Raw genomic sequence first — 18,780 nt, forward strand, 5'->3', positions numbered from 1 at the left:
ATAGCGGCTGCGCGGCAGCAGTGTTATCCCAGCAGGTTATTGACAGTTTCTTCGTAGCTGGACATGCGCGCGTTCACATCGCGCCGCGTGGTTTCAAGATCCTCGCGCGAAGATTTCCACTCCGCGGCCTGCGCGGCAACGTTGTTCTGCTCCGGCGTGCGCGAAGCGCTGGCTGCAGGAGTGCTCTTGGGCTGCGCGGCTGCGCCCTTTTTGAACTTGGTAGCGCCAGAACTGGAAGACGAAGCCGTAGGAGTGCTCTTGGGCTGCGCAGAAGTGTAAGGTTCGGCCAGAGCCTGCTGATAATCGCTGTCCTTCTTGGCCATGGTGGTGGCGGTATCATTCAGGATAAACGAGGTTTCCTCAAGGCCGCTACGGATTTCATTATACCTGTCCTGAAATTCCATGCGGGTGATCTGCCCGGCCTTGAACTGCCCGGCGGCAAGCTTGAACTGTTCGTCATAGCACTTGGCCGCAACCTTGGCTGCTGCGGTGGAGCGGTTCATGCTGGCAGCCTCGCTGCCAAGCTGCTGGCTGTACTGGTGCAGATATGCGGCGTCGCGATCCTGAGCTTTGGACTTGCCGTAGACGTTGCCCGCCACAGCGCCCGCAGCGCCGCCTGCAACCGCACCCGCCACAGCGCCGCTGGCCTTGCCCGTGGCAAGACCGCCAATAAGCGCGCCAAGCAGAGCGCCGCCAACCGCGCCAGCGGCAGTGCTTTTACCCGTGCTGTTTTCGTCCTGTCGCAACTGGTTAACAGGCTGATAGCACTGCGGATAATAATTGACCTTGGTTTTCTGGTCGCCATATTTGCTGGTGCAGCCCGAGATCAACAATCCTGCAGCAAGAAAAAGGCACAAGGGTATGCTGGCAAGCCTTTGCATAAAAACCGTCTCCTCAATAAGGGTTGAGTCTACGAGCGCCACGGCATGTCTGCCCAGAGCTCCCGGCAATCCGCACAGAATAATGGAGCGGATAGAACTGTTCACTCGCAATAATGTACCCTGAACATTTTGAATTTACTTCAAAGCGCTGTGGCTCGGCAAGCCTTATTGCCCTGCTGGAGCACCGAGCATGCACAAGATTGTCACGCAAATGCAGGTCAGGGCGCAAAACGTTTATGTTTTCCATTGCTGCACACACCAGCCGGTCAACAAGAGATGCAAAAAAGCCGCCGATCTTTACGACCGACGGCCCAACTATGTGTTGCTAACAAGCTCTATGCCTTGATGGAGCGGGAAATGAAATCAAGGACATCTTCGTACAGGGTGGGCATCGCATAAGGGGTCAGCACTCGAGTACGGTTGGAACCGACCATGAGGGAAATGATCACCTGGGCAGTGCTTTTGCTGTCAACCTTCACAAGGCTGCCATCTTCCACGCCCTTGGCGATAACTCGCTCAAGCTCGTTGTGTACCTGCGAAAACATGGAATCCATAATATCGCGGTCGGTCTTGGTTTTCATGTCGCTGTAGGGCGAGCAGCGCACAAGCACCAGCCAGTTGGAATCCTTGTCGATTGAAAAATCAAGGTATGCCTTGCAAAAACGCATGACGCCATCGTAACCACAGGTGGCTTCGGCGGTGGCTGCGCGCAGCCTTACGAGAAAGCGTTCCAGAACATCAAGCCCAGAGGCAAGAAACAGCTTTTCCTTGTTGCCATAGTGGTGGGTCAGCAACCCGAGGGCAACGCCAGCTTTGTCGGATATTTTTTTGAATGTGGTTTCTACATACCCGCATTCGCCAAAAAGTTCTTTGGCGGCCTGAAGCAACGCTTCTTTCTTGTTTTTGTTCATCACGGCTTTTGCTGGGTTAGAGTGAGGCATAAGGTTTTTCCTTGCGTTGACCCCATTACACATAAAACCCGTAAAGTCAAGGTATGCGTGAGGTTATTGCTTGTTCTCGTGAGCAGGCCGACAGCAAACTGTTTGCCTGACCAACGCGGATTTTTGTAAAAAACCGCACCACATAGTGCCATCACGGCAAGCGTCGCCGCCCTAAGGCAAACATTTCAATGTGAAAATACACAGAGGGTTATTTTGCAGCTGCCACGGGCAGCGCGGAATTATCCCTCTTTGGATTTTCTGGTGCGGCGAAAGGCATTCTGCGCGTAATCGCCCAGACGCTCCAACCTGCGGTCAACCATGTCGTACAGGCTGTTTTTCGTAAAGCCGCCTTGTTTCAGTCTGCGACCGATTGAAAGACCAGTCAAGAGTGCAAGGGCTTCTTCAATGCGCCGCACAGGATAAACGGCGAACTGACCTTTCTCAACCGCTTCAATAACATTGGGCGCAAGCATGAGGTGGTCCACGTTGTCAAAGGGCATGATAACCCCTTGTGTACCCGTGAGTCCCTGGCTGGCGCAAACATTATAAAAGCCCTCAATCTTGCGGGTAACGCCGCCCACAGCCATGATCTGCCCCGTCTGGCTCACAGCCCCGGTAAAGGCCAGATCAAGGCGCACCGGCACATCGGCAAGGGCCGAGAGCAGGGCGGCCAGTTCCGCGCCAGAGGCGCTGTCGCCCTCAATGCCAGCGTAGCTCTGCTCAAAATAGAGCGAACCGGAGAGCACCAGGGGCTTTTTGCGCGCAAAAAGATCAGTGAGGTAGCTTTTCAGGATCATCATGGCCTTGGTGTGGATGGGGCCACCCAGTTCGGCCTCGCGCTCAAGGTCGATGATGCCCTCGTGCCCCACGCCCACAGTACATGAAATCCTGTGCGGCAGACCGAATTCAAAGTCGCCGTGCCATGTGACGGAAAGACCGTTAACCTGACCAATGGCCTGACCCGAGGTCTGCACCTTGATCATGTTGCGGTCGTATTCCTCCATATAAATCTCTTCCACCAGGTTGGCCCGGTAGATGCGCGCCGCGTGGGCTTCTTCCAGCACTGGCGCGGTGACCACATCCTGCTTGCGCACGCGGGCCAAGGCCGAAGCCTCGATCATGAGCTCGCGCAGTTCAGGGAATCGCAGCGAAAGACGGCGCTGGTCTTCGCAGATGTGCGACCCGAGGTCGATGAGCCACGCCAGAGCCGTGCGGTCAAAACAGGGGAGCTCTGTTTCCTTGATAATGGTGGCAATGTGCCCAAGGTAGGCGCGCACATTGGCGGCATTACGCTCGGTAGTGTCGGCCATGTGGGCCTTGATGCGGAAGAGCTTTGAGAATCTGTCGTCATTGACAAGCAGACCTTCATACAGTTCTTCGTCGCCGATCAGCACCACCTTGAGGTTCAGGGGCAGCGGCTCGGGATTGATGCCCTTGGTGCGGATGGGCGTATCCGGGCCTTCGCCGGAATCTTCAATGCGGGCCATATTGGAACGCAGTGCGCGCAACAGGCCTTCCCAGGCATTGGGATGTTGCAGAAGATCCTCAATATGCAGCACCAGAAAACCACCGTTGGCCTTGTGGATGCTGCCCGCGCGGATAAGGGTGAAATCCGTGACCAGCGCGCCCATTTCAGATTCGCGCTCCACACAGCCAAGCAGGTTCACGGCGGTGGGGTGATCTTCCACAATGATGGGTGCGCCATCAAGCTCGCTGTTGTCCACCAGCAGGTTGACTTCGTAGCGGTAGAGCACAGCCTCCACCGGTGCGCCGTGCGGGTCGCCCATGGGACCGCCGTCCCTTTGCAAAAAGGCATCGGTATTTTTAAGGATGTCTTCACGCAGGGCCGTAAAGTAGGCATCCAGCCCCTTGACCGGGCAGGTCTTGAGTATGCGCTGTTCAATGGGGTTGAAGAAGGTTGTCAGCACCTGGGTCATGGCTTCGCGCTCCAGGCCGCGCTCGTCGTCCTGAAAGCTTTCTTCCGCCTTGTTCAGCTGCCGCATGTAGCCAGACATGGCCTGCACGAGGTTGTCGCCCCGGCTTTTGAGGCTGAGGCGAAGGGTTGTGTCCAGCCTGTCGAACTCTTCCTCGCTCAGGCGCTTGCCTTCCACCAGAGGATACAGGGTCAGACCGCCGCTCTCGTCCATATCAAGATTAAATCCCTTGTCTACGGCAACGGAATTCATCTTGCGCAGCAGGCCCATGCGGGCGTTCTGGAAGTTGTCCACAATCTTGGCGCGGCGCTTTACGTATGTGCTGGCCTCAAAACGGCGTGGCAGCTCCTCACGTATATGCTCAATCAATTCCTTAAGGTGCTGCTTTAACTTTTTACCCATACCTGTGGGCAGGGCAAAAAGGCAGGGACGGTCAGGATCGGCAAAATTATGCACGTATACGAGATCGTCAGGCGTCTGGGCCTTTTTGGCCTGAGGGCCAAGGTAATTCAGCAGCATGTGGCTGCGGCCAAGATCGGCCTCGCCAGACAGGTAGATGTTGTAGCCCTGATTCTTGATTTGCAGGGCAAGGTCCAGCGCCTGCATGGCACGGGGCTGGAATGGATTCTGGCGTCCGTTGCGCGGCAGCGGGATATCCTTGCTCGTTTCCCAGGGAATACGGGCAGGGTCTAACGTGGCGTGCAGTCGTGACGCGGGCAGGGGAGCGATAGTTGGCATAGGAAATCGTTATTGTTGGTAAAGTTTTTCCAGAATGGCGCGGCCGCCTCTGGCAAGAAGTGTTTCTGCAAGTTCAAGCCCCACCTGACGGGCCTTGGAGGTGTGGCCCCGCTGCGCCTCGCGCAGAATGAGGCTGCCATCAACCTCTGCCACCAACCCTTCGAGCACGAAGGTTTCGTCATTTTCAAGGCGGGCATGCCCGGCAATGGGCACCTGACACCCGCCCTCAAGCCCGGCAAGAAAGCCTCGTTCGGCCTCTACGCATACGCGGGTGGGGGTGTCTTCAATCTCTGCAAGCAGGGCAAAAAGATCGTAATCGTCCTCGCGGCATTCAATGCCAATGGCGCCCTGGCCCACTGCGGGCAAAAAGGTCTGCGGATCAAGAGCATGCATGTAGGGCGCGCTCAAGCCAAGGCGGTTCATGCCTGCGGATGCAAGAATAATGGCATCGTACACGCCTTCACGCAGTTTGCGCAGGCGCGTGTCCACATTGCCGCGCAGGCTTTCAATGCGCAGGTCAGGGCGCAGAGCCAGCAACTGGGCCTGACGCCGCAGGCTGCTGGTGCCAACGCATGCGCCCTGGGGCAGGGCCACAAGGTCGGCATACTTGCACGAAAGCATACAGTCTGTAGGCGCTTCACGCTTGGGAATGCAACCCAGTATGAGCCCATCGGGCAATTCCATGGGCACGTCCTTGATGCTGTGCACGGCAAGGTCGGCCCGGTTATCAAGCAGGGCTTCTTCAATTTCTTTTACAAAAAGGCCCTTGCCGCCCACCTGAGCCAGGGGAACATCCTGAATGATGTCGCCCTTGGTCTTGATGATGACAAGGTCAACGGCCAGTTCCGGGTCAAGCGACTGCAAACGGCTTTTGACGTGTTCTGCCTGCCAGAGGGCCAACTGACTGCCACGGGTAGCGATAACTAAGGATTTACGCATGCCTGCCGCCTAATGCCCGCAACTTGCGCAGTTGCCGCCAGAACATCCGGCGCAGCCGCCGCCACCGCCTGTTGAAGCCGCGTACTCGCCGCCTTCTGCGCCGTTTCTGCGACGCGCGCAGCAGGACATGAGCTTCTGGGTATCATTGGAGCCGCAATACGGGCAAGTGGGCGGGGTTTCGTCAAACACCAGTTCTTCAAAATCCCGACCGCATTTCTGGCAAGAATACTCGTAGATGGGCATGGTCAAACCTCGGTTGTGTGTCGCCCTTGCAAATAGGGGGTCAGTGCGACAGCATTTTCAAAAAGATAATAATCCGTCAGCCGGCAAAATAGGTGCCCGGCTGCAAGGTGCAGTTCCTGAACCAGCGCGGGTTCAGCCTGCGGCGCTTCAAGAGCCATGTCGCTGTACAGGGCCATTTCGCTGCCGTGCCCGCACAGGCACACGGCAAACTGCCCGCCGCGACGTGCCGCCTCAAGGGCGGCGATAATATTGGCGCTGCTGCCGGTGGAAAAAATTGCCACCAGCATGTCGCCTGGCCGCCCCAGAGCTTCAATCTGGCGCGAAAATACCTGGCTGAAATCAAGGTCGCTGCCAATGGCCGTAAGCGAAGTCGCATCGGCAGACAACGCCAGAGCGGGCAGGGCGGGCCTGTCCATAAAAAATCTGTTCACAAACTCGGCAGCCATGTGCTGGGCCAATGCCGCACTGCCGCCATTGCCGCAGAGCAGTATTTTACCGCCGCCTGCAAGGCACGTGGCCGCGCGCAAGGCCGCCTGGCGAAGAAAATCTGCCTGCGAGCGAAAAAAATCTTCGCGCAGGCGCGCGCCTTCGCTGGCGTGCTGTTCAATAATATCAAGGGCTGTATCGTGCATGGCGCTCACAATTGCCGAAACGTGACATGGAAGCCTTCTTATTTAAGGCAAAGCCCTGCAACTGACAAGCGCCCACAGGCTTGCGGTAACAGACTTGATAACGTAACTTGCGCAGGTATGCAAAACGCAACAAGCCGACACATACTTCTGGTTTACAAGGCCCGGCACGAAAAGGCTGCGGCTCTTGCCCAAGAAGCCGCCCAGTGGCTGCGCCAAAAAGGGCACGAAGTTGCGGGTGTGATCTGCGCTGGCACGGACACCCTGGCCTACGCAACGACTCCCCTTGACTTTGTGGTTGTTTTTGGCGGCGACGGCACCATGCTCGGAGTAGCCCGCCGCCTTGTGGGGCGCAACGTGCCTGTGCTGGGCATCAATTTTGGCCGGATCGGTTTTTTAACCGATGCCCAGCCGGAGCAGTGGCGCGAAAAACTCGAAGAATCCCTCACCGGCATGGAGCCTGTACGCTCCTGTATGGCCTTGCAGTGGACGCTCACCCGCAAGGACCAGCAGATTGCCAGCGGCTGCGCGGTCAACGATGTTGTCCTGAGCCGGGGGTCTTTGTCGCGGCTTGTTCTGTTTGATGTCTATATCGCTGGTGAGCGCCTTGGCTCATTGCGCGGCGATGGAATGATCATTGCCACGCCTGTGGGCAGCTCCGGCTACAGTGTTTCGGCTGGCGGCTCGCTGCTGCATCCTTCTATGGAAGCCGTGGCCGTCACGCCCATTTGCCCTTTCCTCAATACTATTTCGCCCATGGTGTTCCCCGGTGATACCGAGTGCCGGTTCCAGATTTTGCAGGGCTCCACAGATTGCTACCTTACTGTCGATGGGCAGGAAGGGCAACAGCTGGAACTGGGCGATACCGTGACCGTCAACGGTTTGCCCGGTGCCGTGCATTTTCTTGGCAAAGGAACAACCTTTTTCGAGCGTTTGCGTTCGCGCGGCTTTGCCCTGCAAGGCACTGAATGCGTCAGGTGCGGGGAAAATGCATGAGCAACGCGATTTCTGTTAATTCGGTTCGCGAGTTTCATTTTGGGGAGAGTGTCCGCTTTGACGCATGGCTTTACAGCATGCTGATGGACAACAACATCGCCTATGGCATGAACCCCGACATTGTGGCCAGCCAGGAACAGATGGCCTTTATGGTCAGCCTTGCACGCGATCAGGTGTATTTGCCCTGTTCTGACGACACGTTCAAACTGTTGTGCCAGCAGTCCGCACCCGAAGAACTTCGCCGCCAGTACAACCGCTCCTGGCGCATAATCATGCGCCTTGTGCGCTCCTTCACGCCCGAAGGGCAGAAACGCAGGCGCATTTTGCAGTTCTGTCGTTTCCGCTTCAAGCAGTATGTTGCCCAGCATACCCTGATACCTTCGCGGCTGGTCAAGCGCATGACTGATCTTGTGCTTGCCCAGGGAAACCAGCTGGACGACCCCTGGAGGCAGCTGCGCAGGGTTTCCACCAAACGCCAGCTTGAAATGCTGGATGAAGCATCTGTGCGTGACAATCTCGCCGCAGTGCCTGCGGATGCCGTGGCGGCCAATTCCATCGCCTCTGTCAGACGCATGCTCAACTATGTGGAGCTTTCGCGCCTGCTGTGCCTTTCGGCCATGTCCCGCCCTTGGGTGGAGACGCCGCCGGATGCCGAAACAGTGCGCCAGGCCATGGATACCGCGCGCGAAACCTGCGCCCACTTGCGGCATTATTTTGAGGCCAGCGCGGTCAGATCGGGCACGGTGCTCTTTTTGTGCGACGCCGATGGCGGCGTTGTGTTTGATCTGGCTGTTGCCAACAGCCTTATTCGCATGGGGCACAAGGTTATTTTTGCGGTCAAATCAGGCTTTTTCTTTTATTCGCCCACATTGGAAGACATGGAGATTGACCCCTCCATCCGGCAGATGATCGGCGGCGGCACCGTGCAGCACGAGCCGCGCATGAGCAAGAACGAACTGCTGCGCCACTTGCGCGAATACCGCCTCATGGTTATTGGCGATGGCACGCGGGAACGGCTCAACCTGTACAGGGTCTCGGTGACATTCTCCCGCGCGTGGAAGGAAGCCGACCTTATTCTGGGCAAGGGCTGGCGCGTGACCGATGTGCTCATGGGCAGCAGCCACCAGTATACGCGCGATGTGATCTGCTACTGGCAGGATGATCAGGGCTTTCACATCAAGCTGCGCCAGCATGCCGAGAGCGCCCATAAATTCAGCGAGAGCGACATTGCCGCCCAATCGGCAAACATCATCGCAAGCATGCGCGAGGCCCGCATGCAGGGCCGCACGGTCATGTTTTACAGCTGCGTGATTGGCAGCATCCCCGGCGAGACTGGTACCGCTACCGAGATCGTGCGCGCCTTTGTAGACAATCTGCGTAAAAAAATGGATAATATCCTGATAATTAATCCTGCCGAGCATTTTATTGAAGGCATGGACGGCGACGACCTCATGTATATGTGGGAGCAGGTGCAGCGCAGCGGCTTTATTGATGTGTGGCGGTTTCAGACCGTTGAGGACATTGAGGAAAGCTTTGCCCTGCTTGGTCGCAAGGTGCCGCCGCAATGGTCGGGCAAGGATTCCACCTTTTCTACCGGCTGCACCAAGGAAATGCGTATCGCGCTGGACGTGCAGGCCAAAAACAGGGAAATGCAGATCATCGGCCCCGACCCACAGCGGTTTTTCCGCAGGGGAGAGTACGGTGTGGGCAAATATTTCGATGCCAGCATCCCCCATTGATGCTTTTGCGTCAAAATGGGCGGCGCAAGCCGCCGGATGCCAGGTTAGCGGGCGCTTATGCGCAAAGCGGCGCTTTTGCCGCGCAACTACGGGGTGAACCCCGTTGAGGGAGTAATTTGATCTATGGCCGCCTATGAAGCCGTGATTGGCCTTGAAGTGCATGTGCAACTTGCCACGGCCTCCAAACTGTTCTGTTCCTGCCCCACGACCTTTGGGCAGCCCGCCAACGCCAATGTTTGCGAAGTCTGCTCCGGCATGCCCGGCGCTTTGCCCGTGCCCAACCGCCAGGCTGTTCACTTTGCGGCTCTGGTCGGCCTTGCCACCAATTGCGCCATCAATACACGGTCCATTTTTGCCCGCAAAAACTATTTTTATCCTGACCTGCCCTCCGGATATCAGATTTCGCAGTTCGAGCTGCCCATCTGCGAACACGGGCACCTTGAGGTGGACGTGGACGGGCGGCGCAAGCGCGTCGGCATTACGCGCATCCATATGGAAAACGATGCTGGCAAGAATATTCATGCTCAGGGCGAAAACCTGAGCTATGTGGACCTCAACCGCGCGGGCACGCCGCTGGTGGAAATTGTTTCCGAGCCGGACATGCGCTCCGCCGCCGAGGCCGTGGCCTACCTCAAGGCCCTGTACAGCATTGTGACCTATCTTGGTGTGTGCGACGGCAATATGGAAGAGGGCAGCTTCAGGTGCGACGCCAACGTCTCGTTGCGCCCTGTGGGAACCGAGCCCTTCGGCACCCGCACAGAACTGAAAAACCTCAACTCTTTCCGCAACGTACAGCGCGCCATTGAATACGAAATTTCCCGCCAGCAGGACGTGCTGGACGACGGCGACAAGGTCGTGCAGGAAACCCGCCTGTATGATGCCGTCAAGAACACCACTGCCTCCATGCGCAGCAAGGAAGAAGCGCACGATTACCGCTACTTCCCTGACCCGGACATTCTGCCCATAGATATTACGGAAGAAGAAATGACCCGCTGGCGCGCCGAAATGCCGGAGCTGCCCCAGGTTCGCGTGGCCCGTTTTGTGGCTATGGCGGGACTGCCCGAAGCCGAGGCAGAAGTGCTGGTGCAGAGCAAGGGGCTGGCCGACTTTTTTGAAGCTGCCGCCGCCAAGGCCGACCCCAAGAAGGTTGCCAACTTTGTGCTTGGGCCGCTGCTGCGTGAATGCAATGCCCGTGGGCTTTCTGCCGCTGACCCCTCCGCCTGGGCCATGAAGCCCGAGGCTCTGGCCGAACTGGTGCGGCTGGTTGACGGCGGCACCATCAGCGCCAAGATCGCCAATGATATTTTTGGCGACATCTTTGAGCAGGGCGTCATGCCTGAAGCCTACGTGAAGGAAAAAGGCTTGGTGCAGATTTCCGACACTTCAGCGCTCGAAGCCGCCGTGGATGAAGTCATTGCGGCCAATCCCGCTGAGGTGGAGGCCTATCGCGGCGGCAAAACCAAACTGATCAGCTTCTTTGTTGGGCAGATCATGCGCGCCACCAAGGGCAAGGCCAATCCTGCTCTGGTGAACGAACTGCTTGCCAAAAAACTGTAAACTCTCGTCAGTAAATAAACGCCCAAGCGGGGATTTCGGTCATGCCGGGATCCCCGCTTTTTTGTGCGCGGAGAAGCTGCCACAACGACATTCTTTTAGACAGGACTGAACCGCGAGCATTGCAATCATAGATTAGCAGTCTTTTTAATTGAAATATAAAATCATTTTCAATAATGTGTGGCAATTCATTTTTAGTTGAGGCGTATTTATGAAGTTTTCCGCTATTTTTAAGCCTATCGCTTCTCTGGTTTTGCCGGGTAGCGGGCAGATACTCTCGGGCTTTTTCACACCTGGCGTGATCTTTTTTGCTCTGTGGCTTGCTTCTGCTCACACGCTGGTTGCTTTGGGCAGCAGTCTTGATGCGGATGGCAGGCATGCGGCTTACTTTGCGGCCCTTGCCTGTGAAGTCCTGCTTCGACTTGGCTCGGCAATCGATGCAGTTTTTCGCCAACGTTCACAGGCCGGATCACAACGCGCCCGCCAGCGGAGTATGGTCGCCAGGGGGCTTGCCTTCACCGTCCTTGTGCTGGCCTTGATGGCGCTGCCCGCGCCTGAACCTGCCATCAAGGCATACTCCATGAACGGCACCCGCACTCTGCTTCCCCTGATCACGCCGGATTCCCGCTTGCTCGTGGACAAACAGGCTTATCATACGGCCAAGCCGGAGAAGGGCGATATCATTGTGATTTCCACCCGGCACATTGCAGAAGGGAAGGGGGGAGGGCCGCACATAATAAGCCGCGTTGCAGGCCTTGCTGGCGAACGGGTGCGCGTGCCTGTTCCAGCAGGGCAGCAAAATCCGGGCTGGGAAGGGCAGGGATATCGAGAATGTTTGGTGGACGAAGGAAATATCTATCTGGCGAGCATCAACCCTACAAGCCCCACGGCATTTTTAGCCCCCCTGACCAGCGTTGTTGGCCGCGTGGCATATGTTTACTGGCCGCTTTCACGTGCAGGAAGGGTAACCGGGGTATCGGGCATCTCTGACTGACAAAATCTGATCTGTAAATTACCAACTTCAATACGCATTAAGGGGCCTCGCGGCCCCTTAATGCGCTGACAGCATCAGCACACAGCATGCATGCGTAAAAGCTAAACGTTCAGGTTCAGGCCCGAAAGCATGGAAAGGCTGCTATTGGAATAACTGCCAAAAGAATTGGTGGCGTCGCCCGAGCCGGACCACCATGCGGCCATGGATTCCACCTCAATGCGCTTGCGCAGGTCAGAAGGCGAAACCTGCAATGCCTTGCGCGCATCATCAAGACCAGAAAGGGCCTGAATCTGGCCAAACTTTTTGACCAGTGCGGGATTGTTGTCAAAGAACTTCTGCACAGCTGCCTTGGTGGCGGCATCGCTGCTTTCAACCACAATGCTGCCATCAGACTTTGTTTGCAGGGTAAATTTTGCATCGCTGCTCACAGCAAGGCTGCTCATGCCGCTGTTCAGCGTCTGACCGAGTTTGGAATTATCCAGCACTGCCTGAATGGCGGCCTTGTTGGCGCTGTCCGTGCTGCTGGCAGCGGTCAGCTTGCCGCTGCTGTCAACGGTCATGGCCACGGAAGTGCTGGAACTGACGCCAGCAGCGGTAAGGGCCGTACGCAGATCCTTGCCAATAGTCGTATTGCTCTTAAGCCAGTTCTGCACATTGGTCTGGTCTGTGGCATTGGCGCTGGTAGCCGTGAGGGAACCATCCGCAGCCAAAGTGAAAGTTACACTTGAAGGATCTGTGACGCCGAGCTTGGACAGGCCATCCTTGACGGCGGTGTTGAATTCATTATTCAACTGCTCGCGATACTTGGTAATCTGGCTGAAAGTAACGCGGCTGCCGCTTTCAAGGCCCATGGCATCCATGGCATACTTTGTCAGATCAACCATGCTGGAAAGCTGACTGGTTATGCTGCTGCCGCTGAGCATCTGACTCAACGAACTTGAAGAACTTTTGGAACCCGAAGACGATGAGCTGCCGGAAGTGGAGGTACTCAGCTTCTGGTTCTGCCACTGGTACAGTCCGCTTGTATAGCTGTTTACGCCCGATACGTTGCTCATAATCACTCCTCGGCAGTTTTTGCCCGATTTTGGGGCTTGGGGGTGCCGTATTGTTCACTTATGCATATTCCAGGCCAGCTATATTTTACGGGTGAGGTCAGGCTGGGTCGGCTCGCCCATTAAAAATATACAGGTCCCGAATCCAATAATGGACAGGCTAACTGAAATAGGCTAGAGAGCGGCTATGGCAGTACATTCCTCCATGCTTGAGACCGTCGAATTCGACGATCCCGCTTTAGCCAATCAGCTATTTGGCCCTCACAATGCGCATCTTGAGCTGTTGGCCGCAGCCAGCGGGGCCTCCATAGGCAGCCGTGGCGCCAGCATTCTTATTGAAAGCCCAGACATGAACACGCGGCAGGTGCTGTGCAATGTTTTTGTGCAGTTGTACGAGCTGCTGCGCGGCGGATTGTCGCTGAGCCAGCAGGATATCGCCCGTAGTTACGAGATGCTGCGCGCGGATCCCGGCCTGAATTTGGAAAAGATTTTCAAGGATGCCGTTTTCGTCAACACCCCGCGCAAAACGGTCACTGCCCGCAATGTTGCCCAGCGCACCTACCTTGACCTGCTGCGGCGCAATGAGCTTGTTTTTGCGGTTGGCCCGGCAGGTACGGGCAAAACCTATCTTGCTGTCGCCATGGCGCTGTCCATGTTTCAGCAGCACAGGGTTAAACGCATTGTGCTGACGCGCCCCGCAGTGGAAGCGGGAGAACGCCTTGGCTTTTTGCCCGGCGATCTGGCCGACAAGGTCAACCCCTATCTGCGCCCGCTCTATGACGCCCTGCACGACATGATGCCCCAGCCCAAGGTGGCGTCCATGCTTGAAGTAGGCTCCATTGAAGTTGCGCCCCTGGCCTTCATGCGCGGGCGCACCCTTAACGATGCCTTTATCATTCTTGACGAAGCGCAGAACACCACGCAGGAACAGATGAAGATGTTCCTCACCCGCATGGGCTTTGGCTCGCGCATGGTTGTAACGGGCGACACCACCCAGATCGACCTGCCCATGCAGCCCGGCGGCCAGCGTCCGCGCTCGGGCCTTATCCACGCGCTGAATATCCTTGCCAAAGTTCCAACCATCGCAGTGCATCACTTCACCAAGGCCGACGTAGTGCGTCATCCCTTGGTGGGAGCAATTGTAAACGCCTATGATAATGCAGAAAAAAGCGGCACGTCCAGCTAGCATCCTCGCACTCTTTCGCATGTTGCGGGCCCGCCACCATTGTGGCCTGGGGCTTTCGGTACTTGTGCTCACCCTGCTTTTCATCAGCCTGCTTGCAGGGGCCAATTTTGAGGCGGTGCCTCGCGTGTACGTTGCCGGGCAAGTGGCGGATTCTGACGTCATTGCCGACCGCGACATCCTTGTTGAAGACGTGCAGGCCACCAAGGCCCGGCGCAAACAGGTGCAGCTTCTGCAACCGCCTGTCTATGATCTGAGTCTTGAACCCTTTACGGCCTTTCAGAACCGTATTGTGGAGATCATGCGCAGCCTGAACAACGGCATCGATTACCATGTCGGGGTCGAAGGCCCGCTGCACAGGCTGGTGGATGAACTGACACCCACCGTTGCTGACGAAATTTTGCCGGAACTCGCCCAGCCCGAGGCGCAGACGTATCTGCTCAAGGTGCTGCTGCCCCAGATTCGCGACCATATGGCAGAAGGCCTTGTGGGCGACATACGCTCGGCCAGGGTTGACCGTTCTGGCGTTATAGTGCGCAATCTGGATACAAATACAGAAATACTGCGCCCGGACGTGGTTAATCTGCCCGACGTGCAATCGTATCTGGCGGAAATTTCAGCCCAGATACGTCAGGTTTCCACGCTAAACCCGCAGTCGCGGCGCGCCATCAATATCCTGCTTTCCGCAACCATGCCTTCCTCGCTGACGCTGAACCGGGAATCCACCCAAAAGCGCAGCTCTGCCGTCATGTCCATGGTTGAGCCCGTCTATTATCAGATACAGAAGGGCGAGATCGTATTGCGCAAGGGCGAAAGGGTCAGCCGCGAGCAGCAGATCAAGCTGCAAACGCTTTATAAATCCGCTTCTGACCCCATGCACTGGGATATAGCCGCTGGCGCCTTTTTGTGCTCGCTGGTGCTTTCCATCGGCTTTTTTGTTGCCCCCAGCGGCAAACCCGGCACCCCCCTGCGCTGCAAGGACATGCTGCTCATTTCCTTGCTTCTGCTGCTTTTCAGCGCCGGGGCAAAGGCTGTGTACGTGCTTGGCATGCGCATCGACAGCCATTCGTTCATCAATACGCTGGCCGTGGGCTACCCTGTGGCAGGGGCAGTGGGGCTGGTCGCCATGGTTTTTGCGGCCCGGCGCTACTGCACAATGGCCCTGTTGATCTCGTTCTTTACCATGCTCATGTTTCAGGCGCAGTTTTCCCTGTTCCTACTCCATTTTCTCGGCGGCATGCTGGCCACATGGCTTGTGACCAATGCCCAGAATCGGCAGGACGTGGTGTGGAGCATAGTGCCGCTGACCATCGGGCAATCCATCATCTGGCTTGGCGCAACCCTGCTGGCCCAAAGCGCCCCCGGCGTCATGCCCACGCAGTTGCTGGCCGTGTTTATCAACAGCGTGCTTTCGCTCATTCTGCTTTTCGCCGTGAGCCCGGTGCTTGAAATCAGCTTTGGGTACAGTACGCGCTTCCGCCTCATGGAACTTATGAGCCTTGAGCAACCCCTCATGCAGGAGCTTATGGTAACTGTGCCCGGCACCTACCATCACTCCCTTGTGGTCGCCAACATGGTTGAAGCCGGGGCCAAGGCCATCGGCGCCAACAGCCTGCTGTGCAAGGTGGCGGCACTGTATCATGACGTGGGCAAGCTCTCGTATCCCGAATATTTCATCGAAAACCAGTTTGGCGGGCCCAACAAGCACGACAAACTGGCCCCGTCCATGAGTGCGCTCATTCTGCTTTCGCATGTCAAAAAAGGCACGGAACTGGCAGAGCGGTACAAGCTCGGGCAGGATATTGCCGACATTATAAGTCAGCACCACGGCACAAGGCTCATACGCTTTTTCTACCAGAAGGCCCTGAACCAGGGCGAAAAGCCGCGTGAATCTGATTTCAGTTATGTGGGGCCGCGCCCGCAAACCAAGGAAGCCGCCATCCTCATGCTGGCCGACTCCGTTGAGGCATCCAGCCGCACGCTCAACGATCCTACGCCCGCGCGCATCAAGTCGCACATTGACACCATCATCAAGGGCATCTTCTCGGAAGGGCAGCTGGACGAATCGGAACTGACTTTTAAGGATCTGCACTTCCTGAGCGAAAACTTCCAGCGCATCCTGACTGGTATTTTCCATCAGCGCATTGCCTATCCTGACGCCAGAATCAATGATGCCGCCCGGGCTGAAAACAAGCCCAACGGCAAAAATGGATCTGCCCCTGCAACGCATGGCGCAACGGCCCTTACCCCCACGGGGCATGGCAAACCGTGCGGCGACAAGCCTTGTAACGGAGACAAACCCGCTGCAGCGCAATCGCCCGAAGTCAAAGCCCTGACGAACCAGCCGGAGAGCGCCAGGCAGGCTGGCATACCGGCCATCCCTGAAGAAAAGGGACAGGCATAGAGGAATCATGGGCGCAGTCAGGGACAGGCAGAAACAGGCAACCGTGCGCATTTTTTGCCGCTATCCGGCCACAGCATGGATTCTGCCTCTTGACCGCAGGCAGCAGCGCGCTGCTCTTGCGGCCATGCTTACCGCCGCAGAACAGGCCAACGTGCCTGTTGTGCCCCCGGCTGTGGAACTGCATCTGGTCGATGATGCCGCCATGAGCGCAGCCAACAGGCACAGTATGGGCTGTCAGGGCCCTACCAATGTGCTTTCCTTCCCCGGTGGCAGTGACAGCCCCGGCACTCTTCTGTTTTCACTGGATACGCTGCGCAGGGAATGCCTGCTGTACGGGCAGGAGCCGGGCGAGCACGCGCTACGCCTGCTGGCCCACGGAATGGCCCACCTGTGCGGGCTTGACCACAGCGCGCAGATGGATGCGGTGAGTGACTATTTCATGGTAGTCGCCGCCGAAGCAATGGCTTGATGCACCGAAGTCTCGGTCTGATTGCACAAAATCGGCTAGGCGGCCCGCTTTCTGTTCAGTGCCGCCAAGGCCATGCATTGCATTTCGCGCAGCTTGCGGGCTGATTCTTCGCCCCGGTTGTGCCATTCTTCGGGCAGACGCACGGCGTTTATAGCCTTCAGGCTCTGGTAGGCCAAACTGCTGATAGGTGAATTGCTGTCGGCATCCGCCAGCTTCCAGAAAGGGCGCGAAAGCCCGAGCTGGTTAACCCGCCACAGCAGGTCGCGGCGCGTTCCGGTGCGCAGGGTGGCAAACATGCCAGCCTTCATGTGTTCTTCTGCAGCAAGCGCGCCAGCCCGCGCATAAACTGCCGGCAGCCGTAACCTTTTGGCAAAGGCCAGTGCAAGCGGCACGCCGCGCGCTTCGTGTCCATAATGATGGGGCAGCAGGGCAGGGTCAGTGCAGATTTTTCCAAGGTCATGGCACAAGGCCATCCACACGGCCATGGCATCGCCCGCGAGTTCGTCCATCAGTCGCAGGCTGTGGCCCAACACGCTGTTGGCATGCCACTTCACGGGGCCTGCCGGAATGTATCGTGCGCGCTCGTGTTCTTCAAACCAGGGCGATAAACAATCCCCCTGCGCCAAAACGCGAAAAAATCGCGCCGGGCGCGGCAAGGCCAGCGCCTTGAGCATTTCCTTGGCCACACGCTCCGCCGGAATGGCCGCCAGCAAAGCCTTGGGCGTGGCGCGCATCTGCTCAAAAGCCTCGCGGGCGATGCGCCAGTCGGGCCAGCGGGAGGCAAAGCGCGCCAGACGAAAAATTCTGGTGGGGTCATCCGCAAAGGCCGTGGACGAAGCCGGGCGCATCATTTTATTGCGCAGGTCGTCAACCGCCTTGGGGTGCATGTACAGCCGCCCCGCGCTGTCGAGCGCAAGGGCATTGATGGTGATATCTCGCGCTGCAAGGTCAGACTCCAGGGTGCCGCCCCGGAGGGGCATGCATTCGCGCCCGCGCCACAGGCAGACATTGACGCTTTTACCCACGCAGACCGCATCGGGATGCGCGGCCAAAAAATCGTCCATGCTTCCTGAAAAGGAAAAATCCAGCTCCGTGGGCATACGCCCAAGCAAAAGGTCGCGCATTGCGCCGCCGACGAGGTAGAGTTCCATGCCCCCAGTATGTCACAGCCAACCGTTTGAGGGAAGCTCCCCCACTGGTGCTGACAAAAATTTTGTTCCGCGTATCTGGCGCTTTGGCGAGGTGGGCTCCTGCCTTGATACCGCTGCAAACCTTGCGGCGCGGGGCTGGCTTGATCCGTGGGACAGTGTTCAGGTTGTCAGCCAGACAGCGGGGCGCGGGCAGTTGCGGCGTCAGTGGCATTCGCCTGCGGGCAACGTGTATGCGGCCCTGCGTCTGCCGCTTGCGCCTCCTTTTGACGGCACGGCGGCGGCCCCGGCAGTGGGTGCCCTGCTGGCCGAAGCCCTGGCAATGGACGGTTGGCAGGTGCGCCTGAAATGGCCCAATGATCTTGTGCTGTGTACGTCGGAAGACGAACCCAGAAAACTGGCAGGCATACTGCTGGAAGAGCGGGGCGGGGTGCTGCTGGCTGGCATTGGCATAAATGTGTGCTGGTCGCCACCGGTGGAGCAGATGCGGGCGGACGCCGCTCTAGAGGCAACCAGCCTTGCCACCCAGTATAAATCCGCCACTTTTGCACCTCCAATGGCCGAAGCCTTGTGGCAAACCCTTGTAAAGCGCATGTTTTCAGCTTATATTAACTGCCACTCTTTTCCCGAGGGGTGGAGAGCCCGTGCGGAGTCTCTTTTGCTCTGGCGCGGCGAGAACGTGGAGCTGCGTGACGATGACCGCATCGTACGCGGCTGGCTGGCGGGCCTAGGAACGTCAGGCGGCCTGTGTCTTAACATCAACGGACGGCTTGAGGAATTCATTTGCGGTAGTCTCCGGCTGAGCCCTGCGCGGGAATGACGCGGGATTATGGTCATTCCGGCATGGTTGGGCCTGGGGGCATCGCCGCCCAATGCGAAGCACTAAGCGTGTTTTCGCCGTCTAACGCCGGTGCGTGGGCAGAAATGCGCCGGTAG

The 18,780-nt window shown here is 57.5% G+C and carries 16 protein-coding genes; 8 read left to right on the forward strand and 8 right to left on the reverse strand.

All coding sequences use genetic code 11. The features are described 5' to 3' along the window. Positions 1-23: 23 nt before the first annotated feature. The 6 genes from RDK48_RS08825 to RDK48_RS08850 form a co-directional block, all read right to left on the reverse strand. Complete coding sequence (locus RDK48_RS08825; protein WP_298993756.1) at positions 24-986, reverse strand: hypothetical protein; 963 nt, start codon at positions 984-986, stop codon at positions 24-26. A gap of 230 nt (positions 987-1,216) precedes the next feature. After that, complete coding sequence (locus RDK48_RS08830; RefSeq protein ID WP_298993805.1) at positions 1,217-1,792, reverse strand: TetR/AcrR family transcriptional regulator; 576 nt, start codon at positions 1,790-1,792, stop codon at positions 1,217-1,219. A 269-nt stretch (positions 1,793-2,061) separates the two neighbouring features. Further along, positions 2,062-4,494: a Lon protease family protein gene (locus RDK48_RS08835; RefSeq protein WP_298993754.1), complete on the reverse strand. Its 2,433-nt coding sequence runs from the start codon at positions 4,492-4,494 to the stop codon at positions 2,062-2,064. A gap of 9 nt (positions 4,495-4,503) precedes the next feature. Continuing rightward, a complete protein-coding gene (gene hemC, locus RDK48_RS08840) occupies positions 4,504-5,433 on the reverse strand; it encodes a hydroxymethylbilane synthase (RefSeq protein WP_298993752.1) in 930 nt (309 codons plus the stop codon). Between the two features lie 9 nt (positions 5,434-5,442). Then, complete coding sequence (locus tag RDK48_RS08845; RefSeq protein WP_298993750.1) at positions 5,443-5,676, reverse strand: zinc ribbon domain-containing protein; 234 nt, start codon at positions 5,674-5,676, stop codon at positions 5,443-5,445. Positions 5,677-5,678: 2 nt separating this feature from the next. Continuing rightward, the gene (locus tag RDK48_RS08850) at positions 5,679-6,308 is read right to left on the reverse strand and encodes an SIS domain-containing protein (protein ID WP_298993749.1); all 630 of its coding nucleotides are present in this window, start codon (positions 6,306-6,308) and stop codon (positions 5,679-5,681) included. A gap of 117 nt (positions 6,309-6,425) precedes the next feature. Between RDK48_RS08850 and RDK48_RS08855 the strand changes: the two genes are divergently transcribed. From RDK48_RS08855 to RDK48_RS08870, 4 genes are all read left to right on the forward strand, one after another. After that, entirely contained in the window at positions 6,426-7,301 is an 876-nt protein-coding gene (locus tag RDK48_RS08855; RefSeq protein ID WP_298993748.1) for an NAD(+)/NADH kinase, read from the forward strand. Next, positions 7,298-9,040 (forward strand): ARMT1-like domain-containing protein, encoded by a 1,743-nt coding sequence (locus RDK48_RS08860; RefSeq protein ID WP_298993747.1) that lies wholly within the window; start codon positions 7,298-7,300, stop codon positions 9,038-9,040. Before RDK48_RS08855 ends, RDK48_RS08860 begins: the two co-directional genes overlap by 4 nt. Before the next feature lie 123 nt (positions 9,041-9,163). Then, positions 9,164-10,597: an Asp-tRNA(Asn)/Glu-tRNA(Gln) amidotransferase subunit GatB gene (gene gatB / locus RDK48_RS08865; RefSeq protein ID WP_298993746.1), complete on the forward strand. Its 1,434-nt coding sequence runs from the start codon at positions 9,164-9,166 to the stop codon at positions 10,595-10,597. A 208-nt stretch (positions 10,598-10,805) separates the two neighbouring features. Beyond that, the gene (locus RDK48_RS08870) at positions 10,806-11,588 is read left to right on the forward strand and encodes a S26 family signal peptidase (protein WP_298993745.1); all 783 of its coding nucleotides are present in this window, start codon (positions 10,806-10,808) and stop codon (positions 11,586-11,588) included. Positions 11,589-11,689: 101 nt separating this feature from the next. Here RDK48_RS08870 and RDK48_RS08875 read toward each other — a convergent pair whose 3' ends face one another. Beyond that, entirely contained in the window at positions 11,690-12,643 is a 954-nt protein-coding gene (locus RDK48_RS08875; RefSeq protein WP_298993744.1) for a hypothetical protein, read from the reverse strand. A gap of 184 nt (positions 12,644-12,827) precedes the next feature. Here RDK48_RS08875 and RDK48_RS08880 point away from each other — a divergent pair, with 184 nt between their 5' ends. The 3 genes from RDK48_RS08880 to ybeY are packed head-to-tail and all read left to right on the forward strand — an operon-like array spanning position 12,828 to position 16,696. After that, on the forward strand, positions 12,828-13,826 hold the full coding sequence (locus RDK48_RS08880) for a PhoH family protein (protein WP_298993743.1): 999 nt from the start codon (positions 12,828-12,830) through the stop codon (positions 13,824-13,826). Beyond that, a complete protein-coding gene (locus RDK48_RS08885) occupies positions 13,792-16,227 on the forward strand; it encodes an HD family phosphohydrolase (RefSeq protein ID WP_374042255.1) in 2,436 nt (811 codons plus the stop codon). Before RDK48_RS08880 ends, RDK48_RS08885 begins: the two co-directional genes overlap by 35 nt. 7 nt (positions 16,228-16,234) lie before the next feature. Then, positions 16,235-16,696: an rRNA maturation RNase YbeY gene (gene ybeY, locus RDK48_RS08890; protein WP_298993741.1), complete on the forward strand. Its 462-nt coding sequence runs from the start codon at positions 16,235-16,237 to the stop codon at positions 16,694-16,696. A gap of 35 nt (positions 16,697-16,731) precedes the next feature. Here the strand turns inward: ybeY and RDK48_RS08895 are convergent, their stop codons facing one another. After that, positions 16,732-17,820, reverse strand: coding sequence for a polynucleotide adenylyltransferase (locus tag RDK48_RS08895; RefSeq protein WP_298993740.1), 1,089 nt, complete (start codon positions 17,818-17,820; stop codon positions 16,732-16,734). Between the two features lie 25 nt (positions 17,821-17,845). Here RDK48_RS08895 and RDK48_RS08900 point away from each other — a divergent pair, with 25 nt between their 5' ends. Continuing rightward, positions 17,846-18,664, forward strand: a complete 819-nt coding sequence (locus RDK48_RS08900; protein ID WP_298993739.1) for a biotin--[acetyl-CoA-carboxylase] ligase — start codon at positions 17,846-17,848, stop codon at positions 18,662-18,664. Positions 18,665-18,780 lie beyond the last annotated feature (116 nt).

This window comes from uncultured Desulfovibrio sp. (assembly GCF_902477725.1).
Lineage (GTDB): Bacteria > Desulfobacterota > Desulfovibrionia > Desulfovibrionales > Desulfovibrionaceae > Desulfovibrio.